Here is a 24,538-nt window from a genome sequence, read left to right as displayed (position 1 = left end):
TTCCCGCTTTGTGAAAAATTGGAAATTTTAATTTGTTTTTGCTAATAAAATTAGTAATTTTAACCTATGAATTCATCGGAATATTTGAAGGGCAGAGGGGCGCAGATCAATCCCAATAACAAATTTTTTTCTAATCAATACGTGCAGGAACATGTGGAGGGGCTGGATGAAGAATTTTTGGGTGCCGAGAAAACACAATTTATTCCGACACATCCAAAATCCATTATATCCAAATCAAATAGCCCGGATCTACGTTTTGAACGATCCATTAATCCCTATCAGGGCTGTGAGCATGGTTGTATTTATTGTTACGCGCGCAATTCGCATGAGTACTGGGGCTTTAGTGCTGGGTTGGATTTTGAACGTAAGATCCTAGTAAAACATAATGCGGCTCAGCTTCTCGAACAGGAGTTTAGAAAATCGAGCTATCAACCCGATTTGATTATGCTTTCAGGCAATACGGACTGTTATCAACCGATTGAACGGAAGCTGGGCATCACACGCTCGCTTTTAGAATTGATGGTCAAATACCAACATCCGGTCTCTATCATCAGCAAAAATGTACTGATGCGACGGGATTTTGATCTTTTGCGCGAGCTTGCAGCACACAATCTGGTTTCCGTTGCTGTGACCATCAATTCGCTGCGCGAGGAGGTACGTCAGAAAATGGAACCTCGGACTGCTACAGCGTCGGCCCGTTTGAAACTGATCGAGGGATTGACTGAGATAGGTGTACCCGTCATGTTAATGATGGCCCCCATCGTTCCGGGGATCAATAGTGATGAGATTTCAGATTTGATTCGTTCGGGAGCAGATGCGGGAGCCATTACGGCCTCTTATACCATCGTGAGGCTCAATGGACAGATCGGTGGTATCTTTAAAGATTGGCTCTATCAAAACTATCCTGATCGTGCTGAAAAGGTATTACACTGGATCGAAGCCTGTCATGGTGGAAAAATTAACGATACCGATTTTGGACGGAGGATAAAAGGGGATGGCCATATGGCTGAGAGTTTACAGCATTTATTCAAGCTTTCCGTCAAGAAATTTATGAATAATGGGACGCTTCCCTCCTTGAGAAGAGATCTTTTCCGCTTACCCGATGCAGGAACGCAGCTGGGCTTATTTTAGTTATTGTTGTCAAATGGTAGCATTAAATTAAGCCATTTGTGTAATTTTAAACATGGAAATTAGAACAGAACGGCTCAAGCTTAGATCCGTAGAGAAAATAGATTTGGAAAAGATCCATTCCCTATTAATGTATCCTGAATCTGCATTATTTAATCCGAGTGGATTTCCGAATGGAATAGCCCATACAGAGCAAATGGTGGAAGCTTGGTCGGCGCAAATCAATGAATTGGATGCCAGAAAGGATTATACCTTTTATATAGAAACCCTTGAAGGGAAGAGTTTATTGGGTTAATTAATATCAGTGTTGTCAAGCTGCGCTATCGAAATTCAGAAGTATGGTTTAAGCTTGTTGCGACAATGTGGAATAAGGGCTATGCAACAGAGGCATTGAACCGAATCCTGACATTTGGTTTCAAGGAACTTAATTTTCATAGAATTGAGGGCGGTTGTGCTGTTGGAAATATCGCTTCCGCTAAAGTAATGGAGAAAGTCGGCATGGTCAAAGAGGCGCGCAGACGGAAAATTTTGCCGTTAAAAGATGGTTGGAGCGACAATTATGAATTTGCTATTCTCGAGGAGGAATACCCGCATTAAATTTTAGCAAGAAAGCCTGATTCATGCAATGAATCAGGCTTTTTTGATTGATAAGATCAAGGTTCCAGTGAACTAAGATTTCTTTCTTTTGATCAAAACATAACTCACATAGAGTAATATAAGCCAAGCAGGGATCAATTCTACCGGAAGTTTCATCCCTGTTATCCACATGATGCCAAGTACAGCGATCAAAAAGATCAGACAGATATAATTACTTAAAGGATACAGAAAGGATGGAAACTTGGTGCGTAAGTGGGCATCGAGTTTATTCTTTCTGAAATACAAGTGTGTAATGGAAATCATGACCCAGTTTATAATCAGTGAAGATACCACCAGCGACATCAGGATCTCCAAGGCATTTTTAGGTGCTACATAGTTGATAAATACACAAATCGCCGCGAACAGTGCCGAAACTAAAATCGCGTTAATAGGCGCATGATTCTTGTTGAGTTTCGAAAGAAAACGGGGTGCATTTCCCTGCTCTGCCAATCCATATAACATTCTGCTATTGCTGTACACGCTGCTATTATAAACAGATAATGCAGCGGTAAGGACAATAAGATTTAGCGCATTTGCGATAATTTTTGTGAAATAGAAGGTCTTTCCAAAGATCGTAAATTCAAACCCATTGAGTTTGTCAAACACCAGCACAAAGGGACTTGTATCGGCGGTGATATTTGTCCACGGTGTCAAAGAGAAAAGAATAATCAATGCACCTACGTAAAAGATTAAGATTCGATAGATAACCTGGTTGGTCGCTTTGGGGATGTTCTTTTCGGGATGCTCGGCCTCGGCAGCAGTGATACCAACCAACTCCAGGCCACCGAAAGAAAACATGATCAATGCTATGGCGGAAAGAAGGCCTTCAAAACTTCCATCCGCTGTTTGGCTAAACCAACCTTTTGGGAAAAAACCACCATGTGAAGTCAGGTTGCTGAGACTTGCCTGCTCCCCTCCAGTACCGCTTACCAATAAATATGCACCAAAAACAATCATGGCAATGATTGCAACAACCTTGATAATGGAAAACCAAAATTCCGTCTCGCCATAAATTTTGACTGAGGCAAGATTAAGGGCGTTGATTGCAAAGAAGAAAAATAAACTTGATGCCCATAAAGGTATTTCCGGCCACCAGAATTGTACATAAACGCCTATCGCTGTGAGTTCGGCCATGCTGACTAAGATATACAGCACCCAATAGTTCCAGCCCGAAGCATAACCCGCAAAAGAACCCCAGTATTTATTGGCGAAGTAGCTAAAACTTCCTGAAACAGGTTCCTCAACAACCATCTCACCCAACTGGCGCATAATAAAAAAAGCAATAATTCCGGCGAAAGCATAGCCGAGGATAACAGCTGGCCCAGCCAATGTGGCAGCCTTCCCAATACCTAGAAATAAGCCCGTTCCGATTGCACCACCCAGGGCAATTAATTGAATATGTCTGTTTTGAAGTCCTCTTTTTAACTCCTCCTTATTGTTCTGTTTCTCCATGTGTATGGTTAATACGGTTACTAGTCTGTTTTAATCTGGTCCTTAGATACGGAAAAACCCATGAGGCTATTTGCTCCCGCCAAGGATCGTTTGAGCAAAATCAATGACGCCAGAAGAATTACCTGTTTATCGTAAAGCTTCCCAGCGAACGATTTGCCCTAAGCGCATAAAGTTAATAAAACACTTAGGTATTTGTGCACATTCTGTTGTGGTTTTAATGTATTTCGTTGTTTTTTTATAAACAATAGCGAGGGGCCTGTTTGACTCAGAAATAGAAAGCGCCGTAATTTGGAAATACGGCGCTTTATGAATTAGCAGCTAGTGTGATTTTTGGCCACTCTAACTAATAACGAAATCTTATTTGTAAATGCTACTCAAAAAGATAAATTAATTTGCTTTTTGTGTTTTTTCTACGCCGCAGTCGCATCCGCAGCCTTTCGAGCAGCTCGACTTGCCCTTTAGTGATTTTCGGACATTTTTAACGACATACCATACAGCCGCCAAAACGAGCATTCCTACGATGAGATATTGTACTGTTAAATTATCCATAGCTTTTTATTTTAAAAGTTGATAAGCAATCAAGGCACTGAAATACGCCAAGCCTGTCATAAAACCAAGCTGTATCAAAGTCCATTTCCACGAGCCTGTTTCCCTCTTTACTGCTGCAATTGTACTCATACATTGCATAGCAAAAGCATAGAAAAGTAATAAGGATACACCAGAAGCTAAATTATAAGCCGGTAAACCGGTATTCCTGTTAATTTCGCTTTTCATTTTGCCTAATACCGTTGTTTTAGATGCTTCATCTTCGATATCCACTTCGTCACCAAGGCTATATACTGTGGCCATTGTGCCTACAAAAACTTCACGGGCAGCAAACGAAGAAATAAGACCTATGCCCATCTTCCAGTCGTAGCCTAATGGTTTAACAACAGGTTCAATAGCCATGCCAAGATAGCCAAGGAAAGAGTGTTCCAGACGGTAAGATGAAACTTCATGGTCCAAATCGGCTTCGGACAGGTTGGGGTTATTTTTTGTCACATATTCCTCCGCCCGGCTAAATTTATCGTTCGGACCAAAACTACCCAATGCCCATAGGATAACGGAAATGGCTAAAATGATTTTACCTGCGCCGAAAACAAAGCTTGATGCTTTTTCCCATACATTTAAGGCTACGTTTTTCCAATCTGGAGTCTTATAGGTGGGGAGTTCAAAGATTAGAAATGATTTGTGTTTTGATTTGATGACTTTGGTCAGGATAATCGCCGATAGCAAAGCTGCGAATATTCCAAGTAGGTACATCACAAACAATACAATACCTTGTATTTGAAAGCCCCCTAATTTCGTGTCCGGTATCACCAGTCCGATCAGAACGATATAAATAGGTAGACGTGCTGAGCAGGTCATAAAAGGCGTTACCAGAATAGTGACCAGTCTTTCTTTGCTATTTTCGATGTTACGTGCCGACATAACCGCAGGAACAGCACAGGCTACGCCCGAAATCAATGGAATCACTGATTTTCCATTCAGCCCGAAAGGGCGAAGCCAGCGGTCCATCAGGAAAACAACACGGCTCATATAGCCCGTTTCTTCCATGATCGAGATAAAGATGTATAAAATAACGATCTGTGGAATGAAGATCACAATTCCGCCAATACCTTTGATAATACCATTGCTGAGCAAGTCGGTCAATGGCCCTGCCGGCAATGCTGTTTGTATATAGGCTGCAAGATCACCAAATAAACCATCGATAAAATCCATGGCTGGTCCAGACCAGGTATAAATTGCCTGGAAGATTAAAAAGAGGATTCCAAAGAAGATGACATAGCCAAAGATGGGATGAAGCAGGATGCTATCAATCGTATTGGTTTTGTTTTTATTGGAGGATTCATCCTTTGCATAGATTTCAGCAAGGCTGCTATCCAGGGATTTACTACGCAAAATGGCTTCGTCTTTTTGCAGTCTCTCGGCGCGTAATTGGTGTTTTTCACGGATTTGTTGAATCGCCTGATTTTTTTCTTTCGATAAAAAGGATACCTCGCCTTTGGCCAGGTATTGCCAGGTATGGTATTCCGTATCTAATGGAAAAAGACGTTTGGTTTCTTCTAATGCGGCATCAGCTTCCTTGGGTAGGCTAAATTTGCTGATATACATGGGCGGAACAGCATCAAAGTTTTTGATCAGCTGATCGATACCTTGTCCCGTACGTGCATTGGTTTCGTAGACTTTTGTATTTAATAGTTGCTCAAGCTTCTGAACATCTATTGTAATTCCTTTTTCTTTGGCTTCATCTATCATATTGATGACAAAGATGGCCGGCAGACCGAGCTCCCGGGCCTGCTGATAAAGAATAATAGACCGCTTTAAGTTCGTAGGTTCAGCGACGACAACGACAAGGTTAGGTCTGAAACTACTTTCTTTATTGACTAAAGTGTTGAAAACAACTTCTTCGTCCAGCGAACTTGGGAACAGGGTATATGTTCCCGGTAAATCAATAATACGATAAATTTTGTTGTTGGCTTTTACTTGCCCCTCACGTTTTTCGACCGTAATACCGGGATAATTTCCTACTTTCTGATTTAATTTTGTAATCCGGTTAAATAGAGATGTTTTACCCACATTTGGATTACCCAAAAGTGCAATAATCGGGTTATTCATTATTTCTGATCAATAAGGATGACTTTAGCTTCTGATTTGCGGATAGCAATTAAGGCGTTATTAGCACTAATATTTAGACATATGGGACCGTCCAAAGGTGCGATATGTTTCACTTCTACTTCAGTACCAGGTATAAACCCCAATTCGAAAAATTTAGCTGGAATTTCGTGTGAATCAAAATCAATAATTACCGCTTTTTCCCCTTTTTTTAGCTTATCTAAGCTAGTTCTATTACGCATCTGCCTGTTTTTTTGAATTCTTCAAATATACAGAATTTCTACCATTTAGAATGATTCTAATGTCATAGTTATGTATTTAGTAAAAAACAGCTATCTTTACTATTCAGAACGATTAATTATCAACCAGAATGAAGATTGAGGACGAAATCAAAGTAAGTAAATTCAGCAATGAATGGCATCGTTGTACGGTAAATATTCTATATACGTACAATTGGATTAACAATGAGCTTGAACAGCGAGCTGCCAAAGAAGGGATCACTTTGAAACAGTTTAATGTCTTGCGCATATTGAGGGGCCAATATCCTAAGCCTGCAACCAATAATCTGATTAAATCAAGAATGTTGAGTACCACCCCTGACATCTCGCGTATGATTGATCGCATGGTTTCCAAAGAATTGGTTTCACGTTGTCAATCGGGTGGAGATAAAAGGGCTGTGGATTTGGTTATCACCGAGAAGGGCTTGGAGATTCTTAAGAATCTAGATGAGGAAATGCTGATGAAGGATCTTTTACCCAATCGAATTAGTGAAGAAGAGGCAATGACGTTAAGTACACTGTTGGATAAACTTCGCGGCTAAAGAAATTAATGCGCATGGTCATGATGTTCATGATCATGCGGTTGTTGGTGTTGATCGTGCCCATGATCATGTTTTCCGACAAATAAGAAACTTCCGAGTGCAATCGCAACACCTGCAATCACAGCGATCATTTTCTTTTTATTGAATTTATGATGGTCAATGGAGCCCGATTCAAAAAGTATCGTCGTCGATATGTGTAAGAAGATACCAATAACGACGGCCATGATTTTATCAAAATATTGCTGGATATTCCCTACTTCACCTGCACTGATGGCTTTGCTCAGCAAAAAGCCAAAAGGGGTCATTGCCGCAAATAAAGCCAGTGTAATGAGGATGGTATTTTTCTTTAAATGTGTGCTTATGAGAATACTTCCCAACGCAAATGCGGCCGGAATGTGGTGGATGGATATGCCTAGTGCAAGTTCTGTCTGATGTGTAGCCGCAAGTGGCATTCCCTCGAGGAAAGCATGAAGACATAGGCTGAACATAATACCGATTGGAAAACGATGGCTATGGTGGTCATGATCATTTTCGGTATGGATATGGCCATGTTCGATCCCTTGGGAGAACTGTTCAAGAAATAGCTGGAAAAGAAATCCAGCAAGTACATAAATACCCAATACTTCAGGTGAAGTATTGTTGGACTGATAGACATGCGGAATGAGGTGAAGCACAGTAATAGAGAATAAATAGGCTCCACTAAAAGAAAGGATGAGTTTAAGGAAGCTGGTTCCTTTCTTTTGTACAAAAAATACAGCAATTCCACTTGCAAATGCAGGTATGAATAAAATTAAAATCAATAAAATTGAATTCATTATACGTGTTCAGTTTTAAAAAAGCTAGGCACAAACCGTTTAAATAAGTAGCCTGTTGCCAATCCAACCAGAATACCTAAGGCTGAACCACACAGGACATCAAACGGGTAATGGACACCAACATAAATTTGAGAGGCTGAGATTAGGGTTGCCCAGGTAATACAAAGCCAAAGCGCATGTTTCCATCTTCTCCGGAAAAGTACAATCCAGAAAAAAGCTAGGGAAAAATGATTGGCCGCGTGAGAGGATGTAAAGCTGAAGCCCGAACCGCATCGCACTCGGATGTTGACATTTTCTTTAAACTCCACGTCGTTACATGGTCTAATCCTTTTTACAGTCTTTTTGATCAAATGAGAGGATATACCATCGGAAATTCCGAAAGTAACCAAGGTCATGGCAACAATTAGGATACCTGTTTTTCCATAGGTCTTAATGAAAAATATGATCAGAAATAAATACAAAGGTGCCCAAGTGTATGGATTGCGTAATATCGGCAATAACCAATCAAATACGGGGTTACTCAAGCCTTGATTAATGGCCAGAAAAATCTCTTGATCGATGTGTACTAATTGTTGAATCATAAATGTTGCTGATGACAATGAAATTCCCAAACTTTAAAAACTCACTTTTCAAAAGTAAAAATAATTTCATTGCAAACGGTTGTTTCTTTTAAAAACAACTTTGTTGCAACAAATATACGTTAAATATTCATTAATTATAATTTTAATTCGATATTTTATTGCCATTGTGCTAAATTTACACGTTAATCAATTCAAAAGAAATGACTTTAATTAAATCAATATCAGGAATACGAGGTACGATCGGCGGACGTGCTGGAGAGGCACTTACCCCAATAGATATCGTTAAGTTTACAGCTGCTTATGGCAAAATAATTGTTAAGCAGAGTGGTATCAAAAAAATTGTTGTCGGAAGAGATGCGCGTGTTTCTGGTGAGATGGTAAGTAATTTGGTGATTGGAACCCTACAAAGCATCGGTGTTGATGTGGTTGACCTGGGTCTTGCAACAACGCCAACGGTAGAGATTGCCGTACCGATGGAAAAAGCAGCGGGTGGTATTATTTTGACTGCTTCACACAACCCCGGTCAATGGAACGCACTAAAGTTATTAAATGCAAAGGGTGAATTCATTTCAGATGCTGAAGGGCAAGAAGTATTGGCCCTTGGTGAATCCTTAGACTTTGATTTTTCCGAAGTGGAAGAACTGGGACAAGTTCATAAAGATTATTCATACTTACAGAAACATGTAGACGCTGTGTTGGCACTGGAATATGTGGATAAAGAAGCCATCAAAGCGGCTAATTTTAAAGTTGCTTTGGATGCAGTCAACAGTACCGGTGGTACATTTATACCTGCCTTATTGGATGCACTTGGTGTACAGACAATCTTTAAAATCCATTGTGAGCCAAATGGTCAATTCCCGCATAATCCAGAACCATTGAAAGAGAATTTGACGGATCTATCGGCTGCGGTTATTGAACACAAAGCTGATTTAGGGATTGCCGTAGATCCGGATGTAGATCGATTGGTCTTTATGATGGAGGATGGCGAGCTATTTGGTGAAGAATATACCCTAGTTGCCGTAGCGGACTATTTATTGCAGCATAAAAAAGGAAATACCGTTTCCAATTTATCTTCTACACGCGCACTACGTGATGTGACTAAAGCACATGGTGGCGAGTACTATGCGGCGGCTGTGGGCGAAGTCAACGTGGTTACAAAGATGAAAGAAGTCGATGCTGTCATTGGCGGAGAAGGAAACGGTGGTGTTATCTACCCGGCATCTCATTATGGCCGTGATGCGCTGGTAGGCGTGGCCATCTTCTTGACACATTTGGCTAAGCTTGGTAAAAAAGCCTCCGAATATCGTGCTTCTTTGCCGCAATACTTTATGTCAAAAAACAAGATCACGCTGACTCCGGAATTGGACATTGACAACCTATTGGCCAAAATGGAGGAAAAATATAAGCATGAAGACCATTCGACAATCGATGGCTTGAAAATAGACTTTGAAAATGAATGGGTGCATTTGCGTAAATCGAATACCGAACCGATTATTCGGATTTACTCGGAGGGACCTACGCCTGAAGCTGCTGAGCAGATCGCGCAGCGGATTATCAGCGAAATTGAAGAAATAATTAAATAAAAACAAAAAGCTGCATACGCAGCTTTTTGTTTTAAGACTGATCTCAGCGAAAGCGTATTGTCTGAGCGATTACGAAGTTTTATAATGTATGATTAGAAAGATCATTTTAGGTACGTATTGTTTTCTTAGTTTAATCTTATTTGTCTTTCCGACAAATGCCCAGCAGCCAATGGACGAAATCAATGGGCTGTTAGACCGTTGGCACAAAACCTCGGGCGAGGTAAAGTATGGCCCGTTTTTGAATGTTATTGCTTCAGATGGCGTTATTTTGGGTACTGATCATGATGAAAGGTGGGATAAAGCACATGCAGAGAAGTTCACCGATCAATATTTCAATCCAAAAAATGCCTGGACCTACACCTATGATAAGCGGCATATCAGCTTTAATGCAGATAGTACGACAGCGTGGTTTGATGAATCTTTTAAGATCAATACCAAGTCTTTTCGTGGCGTGGGGGTATTAAGTAAGCTGGATAATGAATGGAAGATTCGTCAATACAGCATGTCCATGTCGGTTCCCTATCAGGATGTTAAGTCTACCGTGGGCGGGAAGGCCGGTGAAAAAATTCACAGCAACCTCTTATTGGTTATGGTGCTGTTTTTCTTTATGGCCATGTTATTTGTGCTGAGTCAACGCTTAAAAATCTCTTACCCCATTCTGCTGGTTATTGGCGGACTGGTGATTTCGCTGATTCCGGGCGCGCCGGTTATTAGTGTTGATCCCGATATCGTATTTATGGTGTTTTTGCCACCTTTGCTTTTCGAAGCAGCCTGGTATACCAATTGGGGGAATTTTCTAAAGTGGCGACGGTCTATTTTCATCATGGGCTTTGGTTTAGTCTTTTTCACATCATTGGCCATTGCCTACTTTTCGGTCAGTATTATTCCTGGGTTTACCTTAGCGCTGGGCTTTTTACTGGGTGGGATTATCTCTCCCCCAGATGCCGTGGCCGCGAGTTCTGTCCTGAAGGGGGTAAGTATTCCTAAACGGGGAATTGCAATATTGGAAGGAGAAAGCCTGGTCAATGATGCGGCCTCATTGACTGTCTTTAGATTTGCATCCATCGCGATTCTTACTGGTCAGTTCGTAATGAGCAATGCGACGACACAGTTTCTGATGTTATCAGTCATGGGTGTTGTAGTTGGTTTGGTTATAGGTCACATCCTCTATATTTTCTTACGCTATGTCGCGAAATCGTCCAGTATTTCAACACCCATTACCCTCATCGCACCTTACCTGATGTATATTGTTGCGGAGCATTTTGAATGGTCGGGGGTCTTGGCGGTGGTTAGTGGTGGATTGTTTCTTTCCTTCCGGGCAGGCGATTACCTCAACTACCATACGCGCATCCAGACGAAGGAGGTTTGGGCGACAGTGGGCTTTCTATTAAATGGATTTGTTTTTATTTTAATTGGACTTGAGCTTCCGGTGATCATCAATGGATTGGGTGAATACTCCATGGAGGAAGCTATTGATTATGCCTTGGCGATCTGTGTAATTGTTATTGTTTTACGCTTAATCGCCGTTTATCTTTCGGCTTTTGTTCCCAGAATATTATTTAAACGGGTTCGCATCAAGGAAAAGAGTCCGGGGTGGCAACTGCCCCTGGTCGTTGGCTGGGCCGGGATGAGAGGCGTGGTTTCTTTGGCGTCAGCATTAGCGATTCCATTGACTTTATACGATGGAACGGCCTTCCCGCACCGAAATCTGATTTTGTTCATTACGTTTGTGGTTATTTTGGTAACACTCGTTTTTCAGGGGCTTACATTGCCTTTGTTGATTAAATTGATAAAAATTGAGGAAGTCGACGAGCAAGCTTCAATGGAAGAGCAAATTGATGAGATCCGTGTACGGCTTGGCAAAGAATCTATTGCATATCTGGATAAACATTATGCAAAAGAAATGCTGGAACATGAGACCATCGCTCGCGTCAAAGAGCAGATTATCCGAAGCGTAAATGCATCCGAACGAGCGAAAGAAGAGGATACGCGCGCGCAGCTTTCGGCAGTAAGGGGGCTCTATAATAAAATTATGCTGGAACTTTTGGCGCTGCGTCGTGATGGTCTGTACAAGATCAAGGAAAGCAAGGCTTTTGACAGCGATGTCATTAAAGAGATCGAGTATTCCCTGGATTTGGAGGAATCGCGTTTGTCGCGTAAGTAGTTATTTATAAGTGCGTAAATCTCGGTTTTGGACGACAAAACCTAGCGGCACAGTGCTGCAAAAAATAGTGTGTAGTGTTGCAGGAAATAGCGAATTTAGCTTATAATGCTAAATTCGCTATTTTGCCTTTATCGCCCACTAAAAATATCGCTCGACCTTTTTTTGCCTTTTGGACGGCATTGAAACTTTCCTTTCCAATAGGCGTCCAGTTTTTTCCGCCGTCATTCGATAGGTCTGTACCCGAAGTGCCCGTGCTGATCAGCTGTTTTTTTGAAAGATAAATAACGGCCGACTTAAAGCCAGCGGGTGCTGTCTGTGGTGCAGACCATGTTTTGCCGCCATCGTTGGTTAGCAGGCTATTTTTGTCTTTGTTTTTATCCGCCTTATAATCGCCACCGACGACAATACCCGTTTTTGATGTGTTAAATGCGACAGAAAAAGGGCCGGTGCTATTTGTGCCCTGAATGATGGGGCAGCTGTAACGTTGCCATGTGTTACCCTGATCCTTGCTGCTGTAGATATTGGAAACTGTCCCACCTGTGGCAATCCAATATGTTCCGCTGTTATCGCAATATATTGATGTTCCACTGGCTGCAAAACCGGCCTCGCCATCGGTAATGGTAAAGTGCATATTCGGGGATATATCTTTCCAGGACCTTCCGAAATCGGTGCTTTTCAATAGCGGCATTTTTCCCTGAATGGCGTCGCCAAAGGCAATGCCGACCCCTTTTGATGTAAAAGCAAAACCGTCATAAAATATTTCGGGCCGCTTGTCATTGAATACTTCTTTCCAGCTTCGACCACCATCCTGTGTGCTTAAGATAATGGCAGGGGAACCGGCCGATATAATTAAGGCTTCATGCTCATCAAATGCTTCGATATCCCTAAAATCTGTTTTTTCGTAGCCAATTGGATTGACCCACTGCCAGTTTTTTCCAGCATCGGTGCTGAGCCCAACTGTCCCATTGCTTCCGCTTACCCATAGAGTTGTATCATCAACTACACTTAAACCTCTGTAGCTGCTATTTCGTTCTTGATTTACGATGTTAATTTTTGCTTGTTGAGCACTCAAATGGCTCAGGAGAAAGATTTGGATAATAAGGGCAAGAAATAAAGGTTTCATGTGGTTATACTTTTTATTTAAACAAATCTACTCGTCTTTTTGAAACTTTTCCTTGTTTTTTTAAGATTGTTTTGCGGAGCTGAAGAAATCCAACGGTCATTTTCCGTGGTGATTTAAAATAAGGAATGCTCAGTACGACCAACAGCGCGATGCAGGCGGAAGTGCCGAGGGCTCCGCCATAACCAGTAAAAAATTTACTGGTATTGAGCAGTATTGTCGTGAAAATAGCGCCAGCTAGAGCCAAACCGAAATAGGTTGATAACTGGTTTTTGGAGACCATGCCTATAAATGACGCGCCTATAAAAATAGGGGGAATGTACTGTGCGAGATAAGGAGAAACACTTTGTGGGAAGAAATGTAGAAAACCTGCAACAAGTAAGGTCAGCAATGCCGACGAACGTACTGCCCCTTGGTGAAACTTGGTGTTGACATAGTATGTCGCCGTGCTCCCGATGGTGCCAACTAGGTATAAAATGAATGTTTCCATATTACTTAAAAATATATAAAAGGAGGTAAGTCAGTGAAACACCAAGAAAGGCCAATGTGCCTAGTTTACCGCCGACACCATTTAATAAACTTTTCGATACAATCAGAAAGATCGCTGTAAAAATACTCGCTGCTAAAATAAAAGAGAACCCATGAGCCACCTGTGCATTGGACATTCCTACAAATGCGCCGCAATAAATTGCTGCTGGAAGGTGGGGCAGATAAGTCGAATTTTTGTTGATATTTGGAATGAAAGAGGCTATGGTACCTGTCAGTGCTGCGCCCAACACAGGGCCCAAACCGAAAATCTGATTGAAATAGTAGGATGCAATCGCTCCTACAGGTACCCAAATAGCAATTTTAATCGATTCATATTCATGCCTGTGATGATGAATGGGCGACTTGAGGTAACTGTATAAGATCAGTAAGGACAGTAGGCCGATAAAAGCCAATACAATATAAGAATGTGTGTTTTCTACAAAGATGGCCACTAAAAAAAGGGCCTGAATGACAAATAATAAACAGATGCTTATTATCCTAAATTTCTGCCGGGCTTGCATTTAAATAAATTTAGGCAAAGGTACTGATTATTTGTCTATTCTATTGGTAGATTTTCTTTTTATCAATATAGGGTCAAGAACAATCTGTTCGATTGCTTCGTATGGACTTTTTTGTTTGACCATTTTCAGAAAGAGCTTAGCACATTCTTCGCCCATTTTGTTGGCCTGCTGGTCGATACTTGACAGTGTGGGCGTGATAAAAGAAGAAAAGGTCTGGTTTGCAAAACCGATCACACCAGTTGTTGGAATAGCAATATTTGCAGTTTTTAATGCTTGTATTATCCCGACAGCTGTAAAGTCATCGCCACCAATAAAGGCGTCAGGTTGGATTGCAGATTTTAGAATCTGTTCGGTTCCTTTGATACCGGCTTCAATGGATAAGTCGCCGCGAATAATAAAGTCCTTCTGCGGGGAAATCTGCGCGTCTTTTAGGGCGGCTTCGAAACCATGGAAACGATCCTGAAAAATCGCTATTTCTTTATCCGTTGTGATAAAGGCAATATTTTTGTAGCCCTGTTCAAGTAAATGCTGTGTTGCGAGGTAGCCTGCTTTAAAATCATCAAGTTTGACCACGGGAGCAGGAATATTTTTATGCGTACGGTCAAAAATAACCAAACATTTGCGCTGATTGATCACTTCCTGAAAATGCTGGGTTTCCTGCGTTTCTAGCGACAACGAAGCAATAATGCCGTCCACCTGGGCTTCCAGTAAAGTCTTCACGCCATTAACTTCATCCTCAAAAGATTCATTCGATTGATAAAGCAATAGACTATAATTGTGTTTTTTTAACTCTTTTTCAATACTATGTACCGCCTCTGCAAAAAAATGAATTTGCATGGTCGGTACGATGACTCCAATTGTATTGGACTTGCCCGAGGAAAGGGAGGACGCTAGCTTATTGACACTATAATTTAATTCCTTTGCTTTATCAAGCACAAGCTTGCGTGTCGCCTCGCTGATCGTAGGCACATTATTCAATGCGCGCGATACGGTAGAGACTGTCACTCCAAGCGCACGGGCAATATCGTAAATTGTCGTTTTTTTATTCACGCTCCAAAGTAAATAATTTTATTTAATATTTTGATAATTCAGAAACATATCCTACTTTTATGCAACCGGTTGCAATGTTTGTTTCCGCCTTTGTTTTAAAATAACCAGTTTCAATTAATTACCATGTATTTATTAGGTATAGACGTAGGTACTTCTTCCGTAAAGGTTTCGATTGTTGAGGCATCTTCGCAACGCAAGGTTTGCTCGGTGCAATATCCGGACGTAGAAGCTCCCATTATAACGGTGGAGCCCAATTGGGCTGAACAAAACCCGCTCGATTGGTGGGACTACTTTAAACAGGCTTTATTGAAGGCAAATGCGTTAGGGTTATACGATCCCAAAGCGATTTCCGCCATTGGTATTGCCTATCAGATGCACGGCTTAGTTATCGTCGATAAAGATCAGAACGTGTTGCGAAATGCAATTATCTGGTGCGATAGCAGGGCTGTAGAAATAGGGAATGCTGCTTTCGATGAAATCGGAAGATCTTTTAATCTGAGCCATCACTTGAATTCTCCGGGGAATTTTACGGCGTCTAAGCTGGCTTGGGTGAAGGCTAATGAACCGGCGATCTATGAAAAAATAGATAAGATCATGCTGCCGGGCGATTTTATCGCCATGAAACTTTCGGGACAGGTGACAACTTCCATATCAGCCTTGTCTGAGGGAATATTTTGGGATTTCAAAAACAATAAGCTGTCGGATACCATCATGGATTATTATGGCTTTGAGGATCATCTTATTCCTGAGATCTTACCCGTGTTTTCGACCCATGGACAGATTAAAACAGCTGTTGCCGAGGAGCTTGGCCTCTCTGGCACAGTGACTATCAATTATAAAGCTGGTGATCAGCCCAATAACGCACTTTCCCTCAATGTCCTTCAACCCGGGGAAGTTGCCGCGACCGCGGGCACTTCAGGGGTTATCTATGGGGTGAGCGACCAGTTGATTGCAGACCGTGAATCGCGCGTCAATACATTTGCCCATGTGAATTATCAGGAGAATGATATCCGGACAGGGGTATTGCTCTGTATAAATGGAACAGGGATTATGAATAGCTGGGGGAGACGTTTGATGGGCCACGATTTGTCTTATGAGCAGATTAATGCGATGGCTGGCGCATCTCCTATCGGTAGCAAAGGATTACAGGTTGTCCCATTCGGCAACGGTGCCGAACGGATGCTCAACAACCAAACCGTTGGGGCTTCAATTTCAGCGATAGATTTGAATAGGCATGAGACAAGCGATATGCTGCGTGCTATACAGGAAGGTATTGCCTATGCCTTCCGCTATGGTTTGGATATCATGCGCGAAAATAATCTGCATCCAAATATGATTCGTGCAGGTTATGCGAATTTATTCTTGAGCTCCGTTTTCAGGGAGTCATTTGTGGGGGCCACTGACGTTCCTGTAGAAATCTTTAATCATGATGGCAGTATTGGTGCCGCTCTTGGAGCAGGTATAGGAAGTGGGTATTATGCCGATTTTACAGAAGCTTTTCGTTCTTTGAAACCCGTGTATACAGTGGAACCTCAATTTGTAGCGCAATATGAGGAGCACTATCAGCAATGGAAGGAATTATTAAACAAACAAATAAATAACAAATAAGATGAATATTATCAAAGGGAAAAAGGAATTTTTCAAGGGCGTTGGCCAAATTCAATTCGAAGGAAAAGACAGCACAAATCCATTGGCTTTCCGTTATTATAATCCAAAACAAATTGTTGGTGGCAAGACCATGGAAGAGTATTTTAAATTTGCCTGTTCATACTGGCATTCTTTCAACGGTAACGGATCTGATCCATTTGGCGGACCGACACATCAATTTCCATGGGATGAAAGCAACGACGTAATCACGAGGGCAAAAGATAAAATGGATGCAGCATTCGAATTTATTAGTAAAATAAACATACCCTATTATTGCTTTCATGATGTGGACTTAGTTGATTATTCGGATAATGTGGTTGAAAATGAAAAACGTCTGTCAACTATCGTTGATTATGCGAAGGAAAAACAACAGGAAAGCGGTATAAAATTGCTTTGGGGAACAGCCAACCTTTTTAGCCATAAACGCTATATGAATGGAGCTGCAACTAACCCTGATTTTCATGTTCTTGCACATGGTGGCGCACAGGTAAAGGCAGCCTTGGACGCAACGATTGCTCTTGGTGGTGAAAATTATGTGTTCTGGGGTGGAAGAGAGGGGTATATGAGCCTTTTAAATACCAATATGAAGCGTGAGCAGGAACATCTTGCACAGTTTTTACATATGGCCAAGGATTATGCCCGCAAAAATGGTTTCAAAGGAACTTTCTTTATCGAGCCGAAACCATGTGAGCCTACAAAACATCAATACGATTATGATGCGGCTACTGTGCTGGGCTTCCTGCGTCAGTATAATCTTTTGGAAGATTTTAAATTAAATTTAGAGGTAAACCATGCGACATTGGCCGGACATACGTTCCAGCATGAGCTACAGGTTGCTGTAGATGCAGGTAAATTGGGCTCCATTGATGCTAACCGTGGTGATTATCAAAATGGATGGGATACGGATCAATTTCCGAATGATATTAATGAATTGACCGAAGCCATGTTGATTATTTTAGAAGGTGGTGGATTCCAAGGTGGAGGTGTGAATTTTGATGCCAAAATACGCCGCAACTCGACAGATCCTGAAGATTTGTTTTATGCACATATCGGTGGTATGGATCTTTTTGCACGCGCGCTTATTACGGCAGATCGTATCTTGCAAGACTCGGATTACAAAAAAATACGGGCCGATCGTTATGCTTCTTTTGATACAGGCCATGGTGCATCATTTGAAGAATTGACATTGACCCTGGAGAACTTAAGGGATTTAGCAGTGGAATTAGGTGAGCCGAAAACGATTAGTGGTAAACAGGAGTATTTAGAAAATTTGGTTAATAGATATATATAGTTCTAAAAATATTTCTATATTAGGCGATCAAATTAAACCAATTACCAATACATGAATAATTATTTAAGCACAAAAGATTACATCGTTTTCCTGATCTACTTTGTTATTGTAGCAGGTTATGGATTATGGGTGTATTATCGCAAGAAATCTGAATCTGTAGGTTCCAAAGACTATTTTTTGGCTGAGGGGTCATTGACTTGGTGGGCTATCGGAGCTTCACTTATTGCGTCCAATATTTCGGCCGAGCAATTTATCGGTATGAGCGGTTCCGGATTTAAGATGGGATTGGCTATTGCGACTTACGAGTGGATGGCTGCCATTACACTGATTGTCGTTGCGGTATTTTTTATCCCGGTATACTTAAAGAACAAGATCTTTACGATGCCACAGTTTCTCCATAAACGATATAATGGAACTGTTGCGATGATCATGGCCGTTTTCTGGTTACTGCTGTATGTTGTCGTCAATTTGACTTCTATCCTCTATTTGGGAGCCATTGCGGTAAGTAGTATTTCCGGTATCAGTCTGGATGCCTGTATGTATGCCATTGCGATTTTTGCTGTGATCATTACATTGGGGGGAATGAAAGTAATCGGTTATACGGATATTATTCAGGTTTTCTTTTTGGTATTGGGTGGTTTGGCGACCACTTACCTAGCCTTGAACCTCGTTTCAGAGCACTATGGTGGCTCAGGAGTACTGGAAGGCTATCACTTGATGACCGAAAAAGCTTCCGACCACTTTCATATGATTCTGGATCGTAAAAATGAGAACTATCTCGATTTACCGGGGCTAACCGTATTGATTGGCGGTATGTGGATCGTTAATTTGAATTACTGGGGGTGTAATCAATACATCACGCAACGCGCGCTTGGAGCAGATTTGAAAACCGCGAGAAATGGTATCTTGTTTGCCGCATTTCTGAAGTTATTAATGCCTATCATTGTCGTGTTGCCGGGTATTGCAGCCTATGTCATGTGGAAAGATGGCTTGTTTCAAAATGAAATGATGCAACATGGTGAGGTAAACCCTGACCACGCTTATCCAGTTTTGTTGAATTTATTGCCAGCAGGTTTAAAAGGCTTGTCTTTTGCGGCATTAACAGCTGCAGTGGTCGCTTCTTTGGCAGGTAAAGCAAACAGTATCGCAACAATCTTCTCCTTGGATATTTATAAAAAAGTATTCAATACAGAAGCATCGGATAAGAAATTGGTCAATATCGGCAAGCTAACTGTTGTGGTTGCCATGATTTTGGGTGTGCTGATTGCTCCACATTTGGGTATTGATAAAAAAGGTGGATTCCAATATATTCAAGAATATACGGGTTTTGTATCTCCAGGTATTTTTGCGATGTTCATTTTAGGATTCTTCTGGAAGAAAGCAACTTCAAATGCGGCTTTGTTTGCAACAATTGGAGGTTTTATTTTCTCCATCATCTTCAAAAAATTGCCGGATTGGGTCGATCTGTCATTCTTGTCATCGACAGGTTTCTCTGTTCCAAATCCAACAACAGGAGTCTACGAAATTCCATTTTTGGATAGAATGGGATTCGTCTTCGTGATCTGTATTATCGGTATGATTCTCATCAGTATTGTCGACAATAAGCGTGGTGTCGTGCCAGCTGGATTGGAAGTTGATACCACGATGTTTAAACCACACCGGGCGTTTTTGGTCATTGCATTGATCGTAGCGCTATTGGTTACAGCATTATATTCTATTTATTGGTAATCCAATAGCAAATAAGATTTTAAAAACTCCTATCAATCTCGGTTGATGGGAGTTTTTTGTTTGTTTTAAAAATACCTATCTTGGTTTTACTAAAACCATTGCTTAACGAAAGATTGCTGCTATGAAAAGAAGATCCCCCTTGCTACTGATGACGCTGTTTGGATTGCTCACTACCTGTACGCCGATGCTGAGTTCCGCCCAGCGTACACAGAAACCACCTTTACATGGAAAACATTGGATGGCTATTACGGGTAAGCCCTTGGCGGCAACAGCGGGTGCCCAGCTATTTCAACAAGGGGGAAATGCGGTGGACGCTGCTTGTGCAATGCTCGCAGCAACCTGTACGATGTGGGATGTACTGAGTTGGGGCGGAGAGACGCAAGCGTTAATTTATCATCCGAAACTAAAGAAGGTCATTGCGATAAATGCTTTGGGGGTAGCACCCAGTGGAGCGACAGTCGATTTTTTTAGATCAAAGGGCTACGAATTTCCACCAGAATATGGTCCTCTTGCTGCTGTCACACCGGGTACACCCGGCGGTTTGTGCTATATGTTGGCTCATTATGGAACGAAAAGTCTAGCAGAAGTATTAGCTCCTGCTCTTGAAATGGCTGCAGGGTACCCGATTGATGCGCAAACTGCAACGAGTATTGAACGTGGCAAAGAGCGCATTAAAGAATGGCCATACAGTAAAAAGGTGTTTTTAGTACATGATGGTAAATCCTGGGAAGCTCCCGAGGCGGGAGAGGTTTTCGTGCAGCAGGATCTGCATAAGACCCTGTCCAAATTGGTAGAAGCCGAAAAGCAGGCTCTTGCGGCGGGAAAAGACCGGAAAGCTGCAATCATGGCTGCTTATGACCGGTTTTATACCGGCGATATTGCAGATGAATTTGTCCGTGGCAGTAAGGAGCAAGGTGGCTTAATCACGAAAGCAGACTTAGCCAATTGGAAACCCATTGAGGAGGAACCATTGCATGTCAATTATAAGGGCGTTGACGTGTATAAATTACAAGAATGGACACAGGGACCAGCCATGCTACAGAGTTTGCAGTTGCTGAAAAACTTCGATCTAAAGGCAATGGGTTATAATTCTGCTTCTTATATTCATACACTCTATCAGGTTATGAACTTGGCCTTTGCCGATCGGGATTTTTATTACGGTGATCCCTACGGTAAACCTAAGACACCAATTCAAGGCCTTTTGAATGAGTCCTATGCCAAGACTAGGGCCGCAACCATTGATCTTAAGCAAAATAACCCGAATGTACTTCCCGGAGACCCTTATCCCTACGAAGGTAAGCAGAATCCGTATCTTTCGTTACTTGAGCAGCGTAAGAAAGAGTTTACGCCACATACGGAGCTGAAAAATGATTTTGTCCCTAAACATGACGCACGCTCAAGTTCGTCGCGAACGGAATTGCCAAAAAAAGCTCTTTTGGCATCTTTAACGGTGGATAGTGCTTATGTCGACCGTTTATTGCGGGGAACCACAAGCGTTGAAGCTGCGGATGAAGAAGGTTGGGTCGTTTCGATCACACCAAGTGGTGGTTGGCTCCCTGCCTGTATTGCCGGGAATACCGGGGTGGGCATGAGCCAACGTTTGCAGAGTTTTGTCTTAGATTCGTTGATTAACCCGTTCAATGTGGTCGAGCCGGGGAAAAGACCGCGTGTAACGCTCACCCCTTCGATGGCGTTGAAAAACGGAAAACCTTACCTTTCTTTTGCTGTGCAGGGCGGAGATACACAGGATCAAAACCTATTGCAGTTTTTCTTGAATATGGTCGAGTTTGGCATGACGCCACAACAAGCCAGCGAAGCGGCCAATATCAACAGTAACCAGCTTTGGTTATCGCTGGGAGGAACGAAGACCGACGATCGAAAACCGCGCTCAGGTAGCCTTCTATTGGATAAAAATACAGCACCAGCAATTATCGAACAATTAAAGAAAATGGGGTATAGCATACAACTCGGTGATCGTACCAGTGGACCTATCAATGCTATTTATTTCGACCAGCAGCACCATACACTTTGGGGCGGCAGTAGCAACAACGGGGAGGACTATGGCATCGGGTGGTAGTTTGTCATTAGCCTGCTGCTAGGTTTTGGTTTTGTTATCTCCGCGGTATTTGTTATCTTACCTACTGATCGGAAACTGATTTTTGTTATGGAGGGTAGTGTCAATAAATATTCGTTTGTTTTTCAGCCTGATGAAGCTGGTATTGTCTTGGTAGATGGCCTGAAGCGGCGATTACGTGCATCGTTAGCCGAACTGTTTCCCGACAAAAACAAAGGCTGGTATCCCAGTTGCAATTCCAAAGCCCATGTAACGATATGTGCTTTTGAAGCAGATGGGAGTAAACTGAAAATGGCTATTGAGGCTTTGCAGGAGACTATGGTCTATGAGCGTAGTCAGTATGTTTATTTCGATCATTTTTCGTCATTTGCCGGTGGTGCTTTCTATATTGCACCGACAGTACATGCCCGCAGTTATCTCAAGGACCGGGCGCGGAAGGTTGTTCAAACTTTATCGGAGTTTGATTTGATCGAGATTAGCGACGAACCCCATATTTCGATTGGACGACGTCTGGAGCCAGAACAGCTTGAAATTGCAAAAGAACAATTGCGGTCTGTCGACCTGAGCTTTATGTGCAAGGGCGTTCATGTGCGGCAGTTTAAACCTGATTTAGGTCAGTATGAGATCATTGATTTTATACAGTTTGGCAACCAATCGAAGGAAAATTCTGGCCAGCTGGCATTTAAATTCTAATAATATCGCGGTTTAATTGCCTAATAATATAAAGCTTTTTATCTTTAAGGCTGACAATAGACGATATTGCACTTACAGTATTTTATGCATTACGACGAATCTCATCATAAATCCCTATCTGATATCCATGAAAGTGTAGATGTCAATCAAGGGAAATCCAAATTTAAGAAGATACTTAGTTTCTTTGGTCCGGCTTATCTCATTAGTGTTGGGTATATGGATCCAGGTAACTGGGCTACCGATCTTGCTGGAGGAAGCCAATTTGGGTATACCCTGATTTGGGTGCTGTTGATGAGTAATATCATGGCGCTAGTTCTACAGAATCTATGTGCCCGTCTAGGTATTGTACGCGGTAAAGACCTTGCGCAGTGTAACAGGGAAACCTATCCTAAACGGATGAATTTTGTGCTCTATGTACTTGCTGAAATTGCAATAGCAGCCTGTGACCTGGCGGAGGTTTTGGGTATGGCAATCGGTCTTAACCTCCTTTTCGGCATTGATCTGCTCTGGGGGGTAATGATCAGTTTTGCAGATACCTTCTTATTGCTCTATCTGCAGAAGCTGGGGATGCGGAAAATGGAACTTTTTATCATTGGCCTGATTGCGCTTATCGGCATGTGTTTCATGGTAGAAATGTTTTTGGCGAAACCGGATTTTGCCGAGGTGGCCACTGGGTTTATACCCAGTATCCCGAATAGTGCCGCACTATATATTGCTATAGGCATTATAGGTGCAACCGTCATGCCACATAATCTATATTTGCACTCGGCTCTTGTGCAGACACGGAAGATTGACCGGAATGAGGTTTCGATCCGAAAATCGCTCAAGTATAACTTTTGGGATAGCGCCATTGCTTTGAACCTGGCCTTTTTGGTAAATGCCGCGATATTGATTCTTGCAGCCTCTGTTTTTCATAAAAACGGTATGCATGACGTTGCCGAACTTGAAGATGCTTATCACCTATTGGGCAATCTTCTTGGAACGGAATGGGCCTCAAAATTGTTTGCTGTTGCCTTGATTCTTGCCGGACAGAGCTCAACGGTGACGGGAACCCTAGCCGGTCAGATTGTGATGGAGGGATACCTTCGCTTGCGGATTAGTCCGACTTTGCGAAGGATTATAACCCGGCTTTTGGCGATTATCCCGGCTGTATTGGTGATACTTATTTCGGGTGAAGGTCGCGTTGGACAGCTGCTGATCTTTAGTCAGGTGATCTTGAGTATGCAGCTCGCTTTTGCCGTCATCCCGCTGATCCATTTTGTGAGCGATAAAGTCAAGATGGGTTCTTTTGCCATTAAACCGCTAACAAAAATTGCGGCCTGGCTGATAGCGGCCATTATCGCTGTTTTGAATTTTAAATTGGTCTACGACGAAGTGGTCGGCTGGATTGGTGAAGCCGATAATATTGTGGTAACGGTATTATTGCTGATGGGGGCGATGGGCTTATTCGTCTTGCTTATCATGACTGTATTATACCCCATTTTACTCAAATCGAAACCAACGGAGCTGGAAGTTCACCCACCATTCGAGGCATTGCATTTTGAACATAAGGGCTCTTTTAAGAAAGTTGTGATCGCGTTGGATTTCTCAAATTCAGATCAGAAAGTAATTCAATATGCTTTACAGTTGTCGCATGACGACACGACCTTTGTCGTTGTACATATTGTTGAGAGTGCATCGGTGAAATATACCGGGGAGTCGACGGATGATTACGAATCGCGTCAGGATTTGGAACGGCTGAAATTGTATGCTGATTTTCTATTTTCGCAAGGACATCAAACTGAATATGAACTGGGATACAATAACCGGATCAAGAGTATTGCAGAAGTATGTGAAAAATACGGTGCCGATCTGCTGGTTGTTGGAAGCCATGGGCACAGTGGTGTGAAGGATTTTGTTTTTGGTGAGACCGTTAACAAGCTGCGACATGCGGTGAAAGTCCCTGTTTTTATCGCCCAATAGGCCTTAAGGAGCTATTCGAAAGAGCCTCTGTCTATTCACTGTAATTTTATTGCTGAAAAAGTGAGCGGAGCGATCGCTAAGTGCTAAATA

General features: G+C 42.1%; 22 protein-coding genes. 12 read left to right on the top strand and 10 right to left on the bottom strand.

Translation table 11 applies throughout. The annotated features are described in order from the left end of the window. The first annotated feature begins 66 nt into the window (after nt 1-66). From B4Z90_RS03790 to B4Z90_RS03780, 3 genes are read left to right on the top strand one after another with little or no spacing between them, the layout of a single operon-like run. Nucleotides 67-1,131, top strand: a complete 1,065-nt coding sequence (locus tag B4Z90_RS03790) for a PA0069 family radical SAM protein (protein ID WP_115047410.1) — start codon at nt 67-69, stop codon at nt 1,129-1,131. 52 nt (nt 1,132-1,183) lie between these two features. Further along, the gene (locus B4Z90_RS03785) at nt 1,184-1,423 is read left to right on the top strand and encodes a hypothetical protein (protein WP_115047412.1); all 240 of its coding nucleotides are present in this window, start codon (nt 1,184-1,186) and stop codon (nt 1,421-1,423) included. Continuing rightward, complete coding sequence (locus B4Z90_RS03780; protein WP_115047413.1) at nt 1,414-1,725, top strand: GNAT family N-acetyltransferase; 312 nt, start codon at nt 1,414-1,416, stop codon at nt 1,723-1,725. Before B4Z90_RS03785 ends, B4Z90_RS03780 begins: the two co-directional genes overlap by 10 nt. Nucleotides 1,726-1,797: 72 nt before the next feature. Here the strand turns inward: B4Z90_RS03780 and B4Z90_RS03775 are convergent, their stop codons facing one another. The 4 genes from B4Z90_RS03775 to B4Z90_RS03760 form a co-directional block, all read right to left on the bottom strand. Next, nucleotides 1,798-3,216, bottom strand: a complete 1,419-nt coding sequence (locus tag B4Z90_RS03775; RefSeq protein WP_046672150.1) for an amino acid permease — start codon at nt 3,214-3,216, stop codon at nt 1,798-1,800. A gap of 387 nt (nt 3,217-3,603) precedes the next feature. Next, a complete protein-coding gene (locus B4Z90_RS03770; protein ID WP_083295845.1) occupies nt 3,604-3,765 on the bottom strand; it encodes a FeoB-associated Cys-rich membrane protein in 162 nt (53 codons plus the stop codon). Nucleotides 3,766-3,771: 6 nt separating this feature from the next. Continuing rightward, complete coding sequence (gene feoB, locus B4Z90_RS03765) at nt 3,772-5,874, bottom strand: ferrous iron transport protein B (RefSeq protein WP_115047414.1); 2,103 nt, start codon at nt 5,872-5,874, stop codon at nt 3,772-3,774. Further along, nucleotides 5,874-6,113, bottom strand: coding sequence for a FeoA family protein (locus B4Z90_RS03760; RefSeq protein ID WP_046672175.1), 240 nt, complete (start codon nt 6,111-6,113; stop codon nt 5,874-5,876). Before B4Z90_RS03760 ends, feoB begins: the two co-directional genes overlap by 1 nt. 128 nt (nt 6,114-6,241) lie before the next feature. Between B4Z90_RS03760 and B4Z90_RS03755 the strand changes: the two genes are divergently transcribed. Further along, nucleotides 6,242-6,691 (top strand): MarR family winged helix-turn-helix transcriptional regulator, encoded by a 450-nt coding sequence (locus B4Z90_RS03755; protein ID WP_070563722.1) that lies wholly within the window; start codon nt 6,242-6,244, stop codon nt 6,689-6,691. 5 nt (nt 6,692-6,696) lie between these two features. Here the strand turns inward: B4Z90_RS03755 and B4Z90_RS03750 are convergent, their stop codons facing one another. Further along, the gene (locus B4Z90_RS03750; protein ID WP_286801439.1) at nt 6,697-7,506 is read right to left on the bottom strand and encodes a ZIP family metal transporter; all 810 of its coding nucleotides are present in this window, start codon (nt 7,504-7,506) and stop codon (nt 6,697-6,699) included. Beyond that, nucleotides 7,506-8,087 (bottom strand): phosphatase PAP2 family protein, encoded by a 582-nt coding sequence (locus B4Z90_RS03745; RefSeq protein ID WP_070563716.1) that lies wholly within the window; start codon nt 8,085-8,087, stop codon nt 7,506-7,508. The genes B4Z90_RS03750 and B4Z90_RS03745 overlap by 1 nt, the downstream gene beginning before the upstream one ends. A 200-nt stretch (nt 8,088-8,287) precedes the next feature. Here B4Z90_RS03745 and glmM point away from each other — a divergent pair, with 200 nt between their 5' ends. Then, entirely contained in the window at nt 8,288-9,670 is a 1,383-nt protein-coding gene (glmM, locus tag B4Z90_RS03740; RefSeq protein WP_070563713.1) for a phosphoglucosamine mutase, read from the top strand. Between the two features lie 88 nt (nt 9,671-9,758). After that, entirely contained in the window at nt 9,759-11,834 is a 2,076-nt protein-coding gene (locus B4Z90_RS03735; protein ID WP_115047415.1) for a Na+/H+ antiporter, read from the top strand. Between the two features lie 100 nt (nt 11,835-11,934). On the opposite strand, the gene B4Z90_RS03730 is transcribed toward B4Z90_RS03735, so the two are convergent. The 4 genes from B4Z90_RS03730 to B4Z90_RS03715 are packed head-to-tail and all read right to left on the bottom strand — an operon-like array spanning nt 11,935 to nt 15,053. Beyond that, nucleotides 11,935-12,957, bottom strand: a complete 1,023-nt coding sequence (locus B4Z90_RS03730) for a WD40/YVTN/BNR-like repeat-containing protein (RefSeq protein WP_112375758.1) — start codon at nt 12,955-12,957, stop codon at nt 11,935-11,937. 13 nt (nt 12,958-12,970) lie between these two features. Next, nucleotides 12,971-13,444 (bottom strand): hypothetical protein, encoded by a 474-nt coding sequence (locus B4Z90_RS03725; RefSeq protein WP_115047417.1) that lies wholly within the window; start codon nt 13,442-13,444, stop codon nt 12,971-12,973. A 1-nt stretch (nt 13,445) separates the two neighbouring features. Next, nucleotides 13,446-14,003, bottom strand: coding sequence for a hypothetical protein (locus tag B4Z90_RS03720; RefSeq protein WP_115047419.1), 558 nt, complete (start codon nt 14,001-14,003; stop codon nt 13,446-13,448). A gap of 27 nt (nt 14,004-14,030) precedes the next feature. Then, entirely contained in the window at nt 14,031-15,053 is a 1,023-nt protein-coding gene (locus B4Z90_RS03715) for a LacI family DNA-binding transcriptional regulator (RefSeq protein WP_070563701.1), read from the bottom strand. A 123-nt stretch (nt 15,054-15,176) separates the two neighbouring features. Between B4Z90_RS03715 and B4Z90_RS03710 the strand changes: the two genes are divergently transcribed. From B4Z90_RS03710 to B4Z90_RS03685, 6 genes are all read left to right on the top strand, one after another. Next, entirely contained in the window at nt 15,177-16,661 is a 1,485-nt protein-coding gene (locus tag B4Z90_RS03710; protein ID WP_159333240.1) for a xylulokinase, read from the top strand. Nucleotide 16,662: 1 nt separating this feature from the next. Then, entirely contained in the window at nt 16,663-17,991 is a 1,329-nt protein-coding gene (xylA, locus tag B4Z90_RS03705) for a xylose isomerase (RefSeq protein WP_070563699.1), read from the top strand. A 51-nt stretch (nt 17,992-18,042) separates the two neighbouring features. Beyond that, complete coding sequence (locus tag B4Z90_RS03700; RefSeq protein ID WP_070563696.1) at nt 18,043-19,719, top strand: sodium/sugar symporter; 1,677 nt, start codon at nt 18,043-18,045, stop codon at nt 19,717-19,719. A gap of 121 nt (nt 19,720-19,840) precedes the next feature. Next, nucleotides 19,841-21,796: a gamma-glutamyltransferase family protein gene (locus B4Z90_RS03695; protein WP_070563693.1), complete on the top strand. Its 1,956-nt coding sequence runs from the start codon at nt 19,841-19,843 to the stop codon at nt 21,794-21,796. An 87-nt stretch (nt 21,797-21,883) separates the two neighbouring features. Then, nucleotides 21,884-22,486 carry a 2'-5' RNA ligase family protein gene (locus tag B4Z90_RS03690; RefSeq protein ID WP_070563690.1) on the top strand — a complete coding sequence of 201 codons (603 nt, stop codon included), beginning with the start codon at nt 21,884-21,886 and terminating at the stop codon, nt 22,484-22,486. A gap of 84 nt (nt 22,487-22,570) precedes the next feature. Beyond that, on the top strand, nt 22,571-24,448 hold the full coding sequence (locus B4Z90_RS03685) for an Nramp family divalent metal transporter (RefSeq protein ID WP_159333239.1): 1,878 nt from the start codon (nt 22,571-22,573) through the stop codon (nt 24,446-24,448). Nucleotides 24,449-24,538 lie beyond the last annotated feature (90 nt).

The sequence above is a fragment of the Sphingobacterium sp. UBA5639 genome (genome assembly GCF_002421245.1).
In the GTDB taxonomy this organism is placed as follows: domain Bacteria; phylum Bacteroidota; class Bacteroidia; order Sphingobacteriales; family Sphingobacteriaceae; genus Sphingobacterium; species Sphingobacterium multivorum.
Note: the sequence above shows the minus strand (reverse complement) of the source record. Positions and strands in the feature narration are given on the sequence as shown.

What these genes read in the sequence shown, in the direction of transcription:
- glmM (WP_070563713.1), top strand. Translation starts at nt 8,288, where the DNA reads ATGACTTTAATTAAATCAATATCAGGAATACGAGGTACGATCGGCGGA.
- B4Z90_RS03785 (WP_115047412.1), top strand. Translation starts at nt 1,184, where the DNA reads ATGGAAATTAGAACAGAACGGCTCAAGCTTAGATCCGTAGAGAAAATA.
- xylA (WP_070563699.1), top strand. Translation starts at nt 16,663, where the DNA reads ATGAATATTATCAAAGGGAAAAAGGAATTTTTCAAGGGCGTTGGCCAA.
- B4Z90_RS03730 (WP_112375758.1), bottom strand. Translation starts at nt 12,957, where the DNA reads ATGAAACCTTTATTTCTTGCCCTTATTATCCAAATCTTTCTCCTGAGC.
- B4Z90_RS03745 (WP_070563716.1), bottom strand. Translation starts at nt 8,087, where the DNA reads ATGATTCAACAATTAGTACACATCGATCAAGAGATTTTTCTGGCCATT.
- B4Z90_RS03700 (WP_070563696.1), top strand. Translation starts at nt 18,043, where the DNA reads ATGAATAATTATTTAAGCACAAAAGATTACATCGTTTTCCTGATCTAC.
- B4Z90_RS03710 (WP_159333240.1), top strand. Translation starts at nt 15,177, where the DNA reads ATGTATTTATTAGGTATAGACGTAGGTACTTCTTCCGTAAAGGTTTCG.
- B4Z90_RS03760 (WP_046672175.1), bottom strand. Translation starts at nt 6,113, where the DNA reads ATGCGTAATAGAACTAGCTTAGATAAGCTAAAAAAAGGGGAAAAAGCG.
- B4Z90_RS03720 (WP_115047419.1), bottom strand. Translation starts at nt 14,003, where the DNA reads ATGCAAGCCCGGCAGAAATTTAGGATAATAAGCATCTGTTTATTATTT.
- B4Z90_RS03690 (WP_070563690.1), top strand. Translation starts at nt 21,884, where the DNA reads ATGGAGGGTAGTGTCAATAAATATTCGTTTGTTTTTCAGCCTGATGAA.
- B4Z90_RS03790 (WP_115047410.1), top strand. Translation starts at nt 67, where the DNA reads ATGAATTCATCGGAATATTTGAAGGGCAGAGGGGCGCAGATCAATCCC.
- B4Z90_RS03695 (WP_070563693.1), top strand. Translation starts at nt 19,841, where the DNA reads ATGAAAAGAAGATCCCCCTTGCTACTGATGACGCTGTTTGGATTGCTC.
- B4Z90_RS03750 (WP_286801439.1), bottom strand. Translation starts at nt 7,506, where the DNA reads ATGAATTCAATTTTATTGATTTTAATTTTATTCATACCTGCATTTGCA.
- B4Z90_RS03775 (WP_046672150.1), bottom strand. Translation starts at nt 3,216, where the DNA reads ATGGAGAAACAGAACAATAAGGAGGAGTTAAAAAGAGGACTTCAAAAC.
- B4Z90_RS03725 (WP_115047417.1), bottom strand. Translation starts at nt 13,444, where the DNA reads ATGGAAACATTCATTTTATACCTAGTTGGCACCATCGGGAGCACGGCG.
- B4Z90_RS03770 (WP_083295845.1), bottom strand. Translation starts at nt 3,765, where the DNA reads ATGGATAATTTAACAGTACAATATCTCATCGTAGGAATGCTCGTTTTG.
- feoB (WP_115047414.1), bottom strand. Translation starts at nt 5,874, where the DNA reads ATGAATAACCCGATTATTGCACTTTTGGGTAATCCAAATGTGGGTAAA.
- B4Z90_RS03755 (WP_070563722.1), top strand. Translation starts at nt 6,242, where the DNA reads ATGAAGATTGAGGACGAAATCAAAGTAAGTAAATTCAGCAATGAATGG.
- B4Z90_RS03735 (WP_115047415.1), top strand. Translation starts at nt 9,759, where the DNA reads ATGATTAGAAAGATCATTTTAGGTACGTATTGTTTTCTTAGTTTAATC.
- B4Z90_RS03685 (WP_159333239.1), top strand. Translation starts at nt 22,571, where the DNA reads ATGCATTACGACGAATCTCATCATAAATCCCTATCTGATATCCATGAA.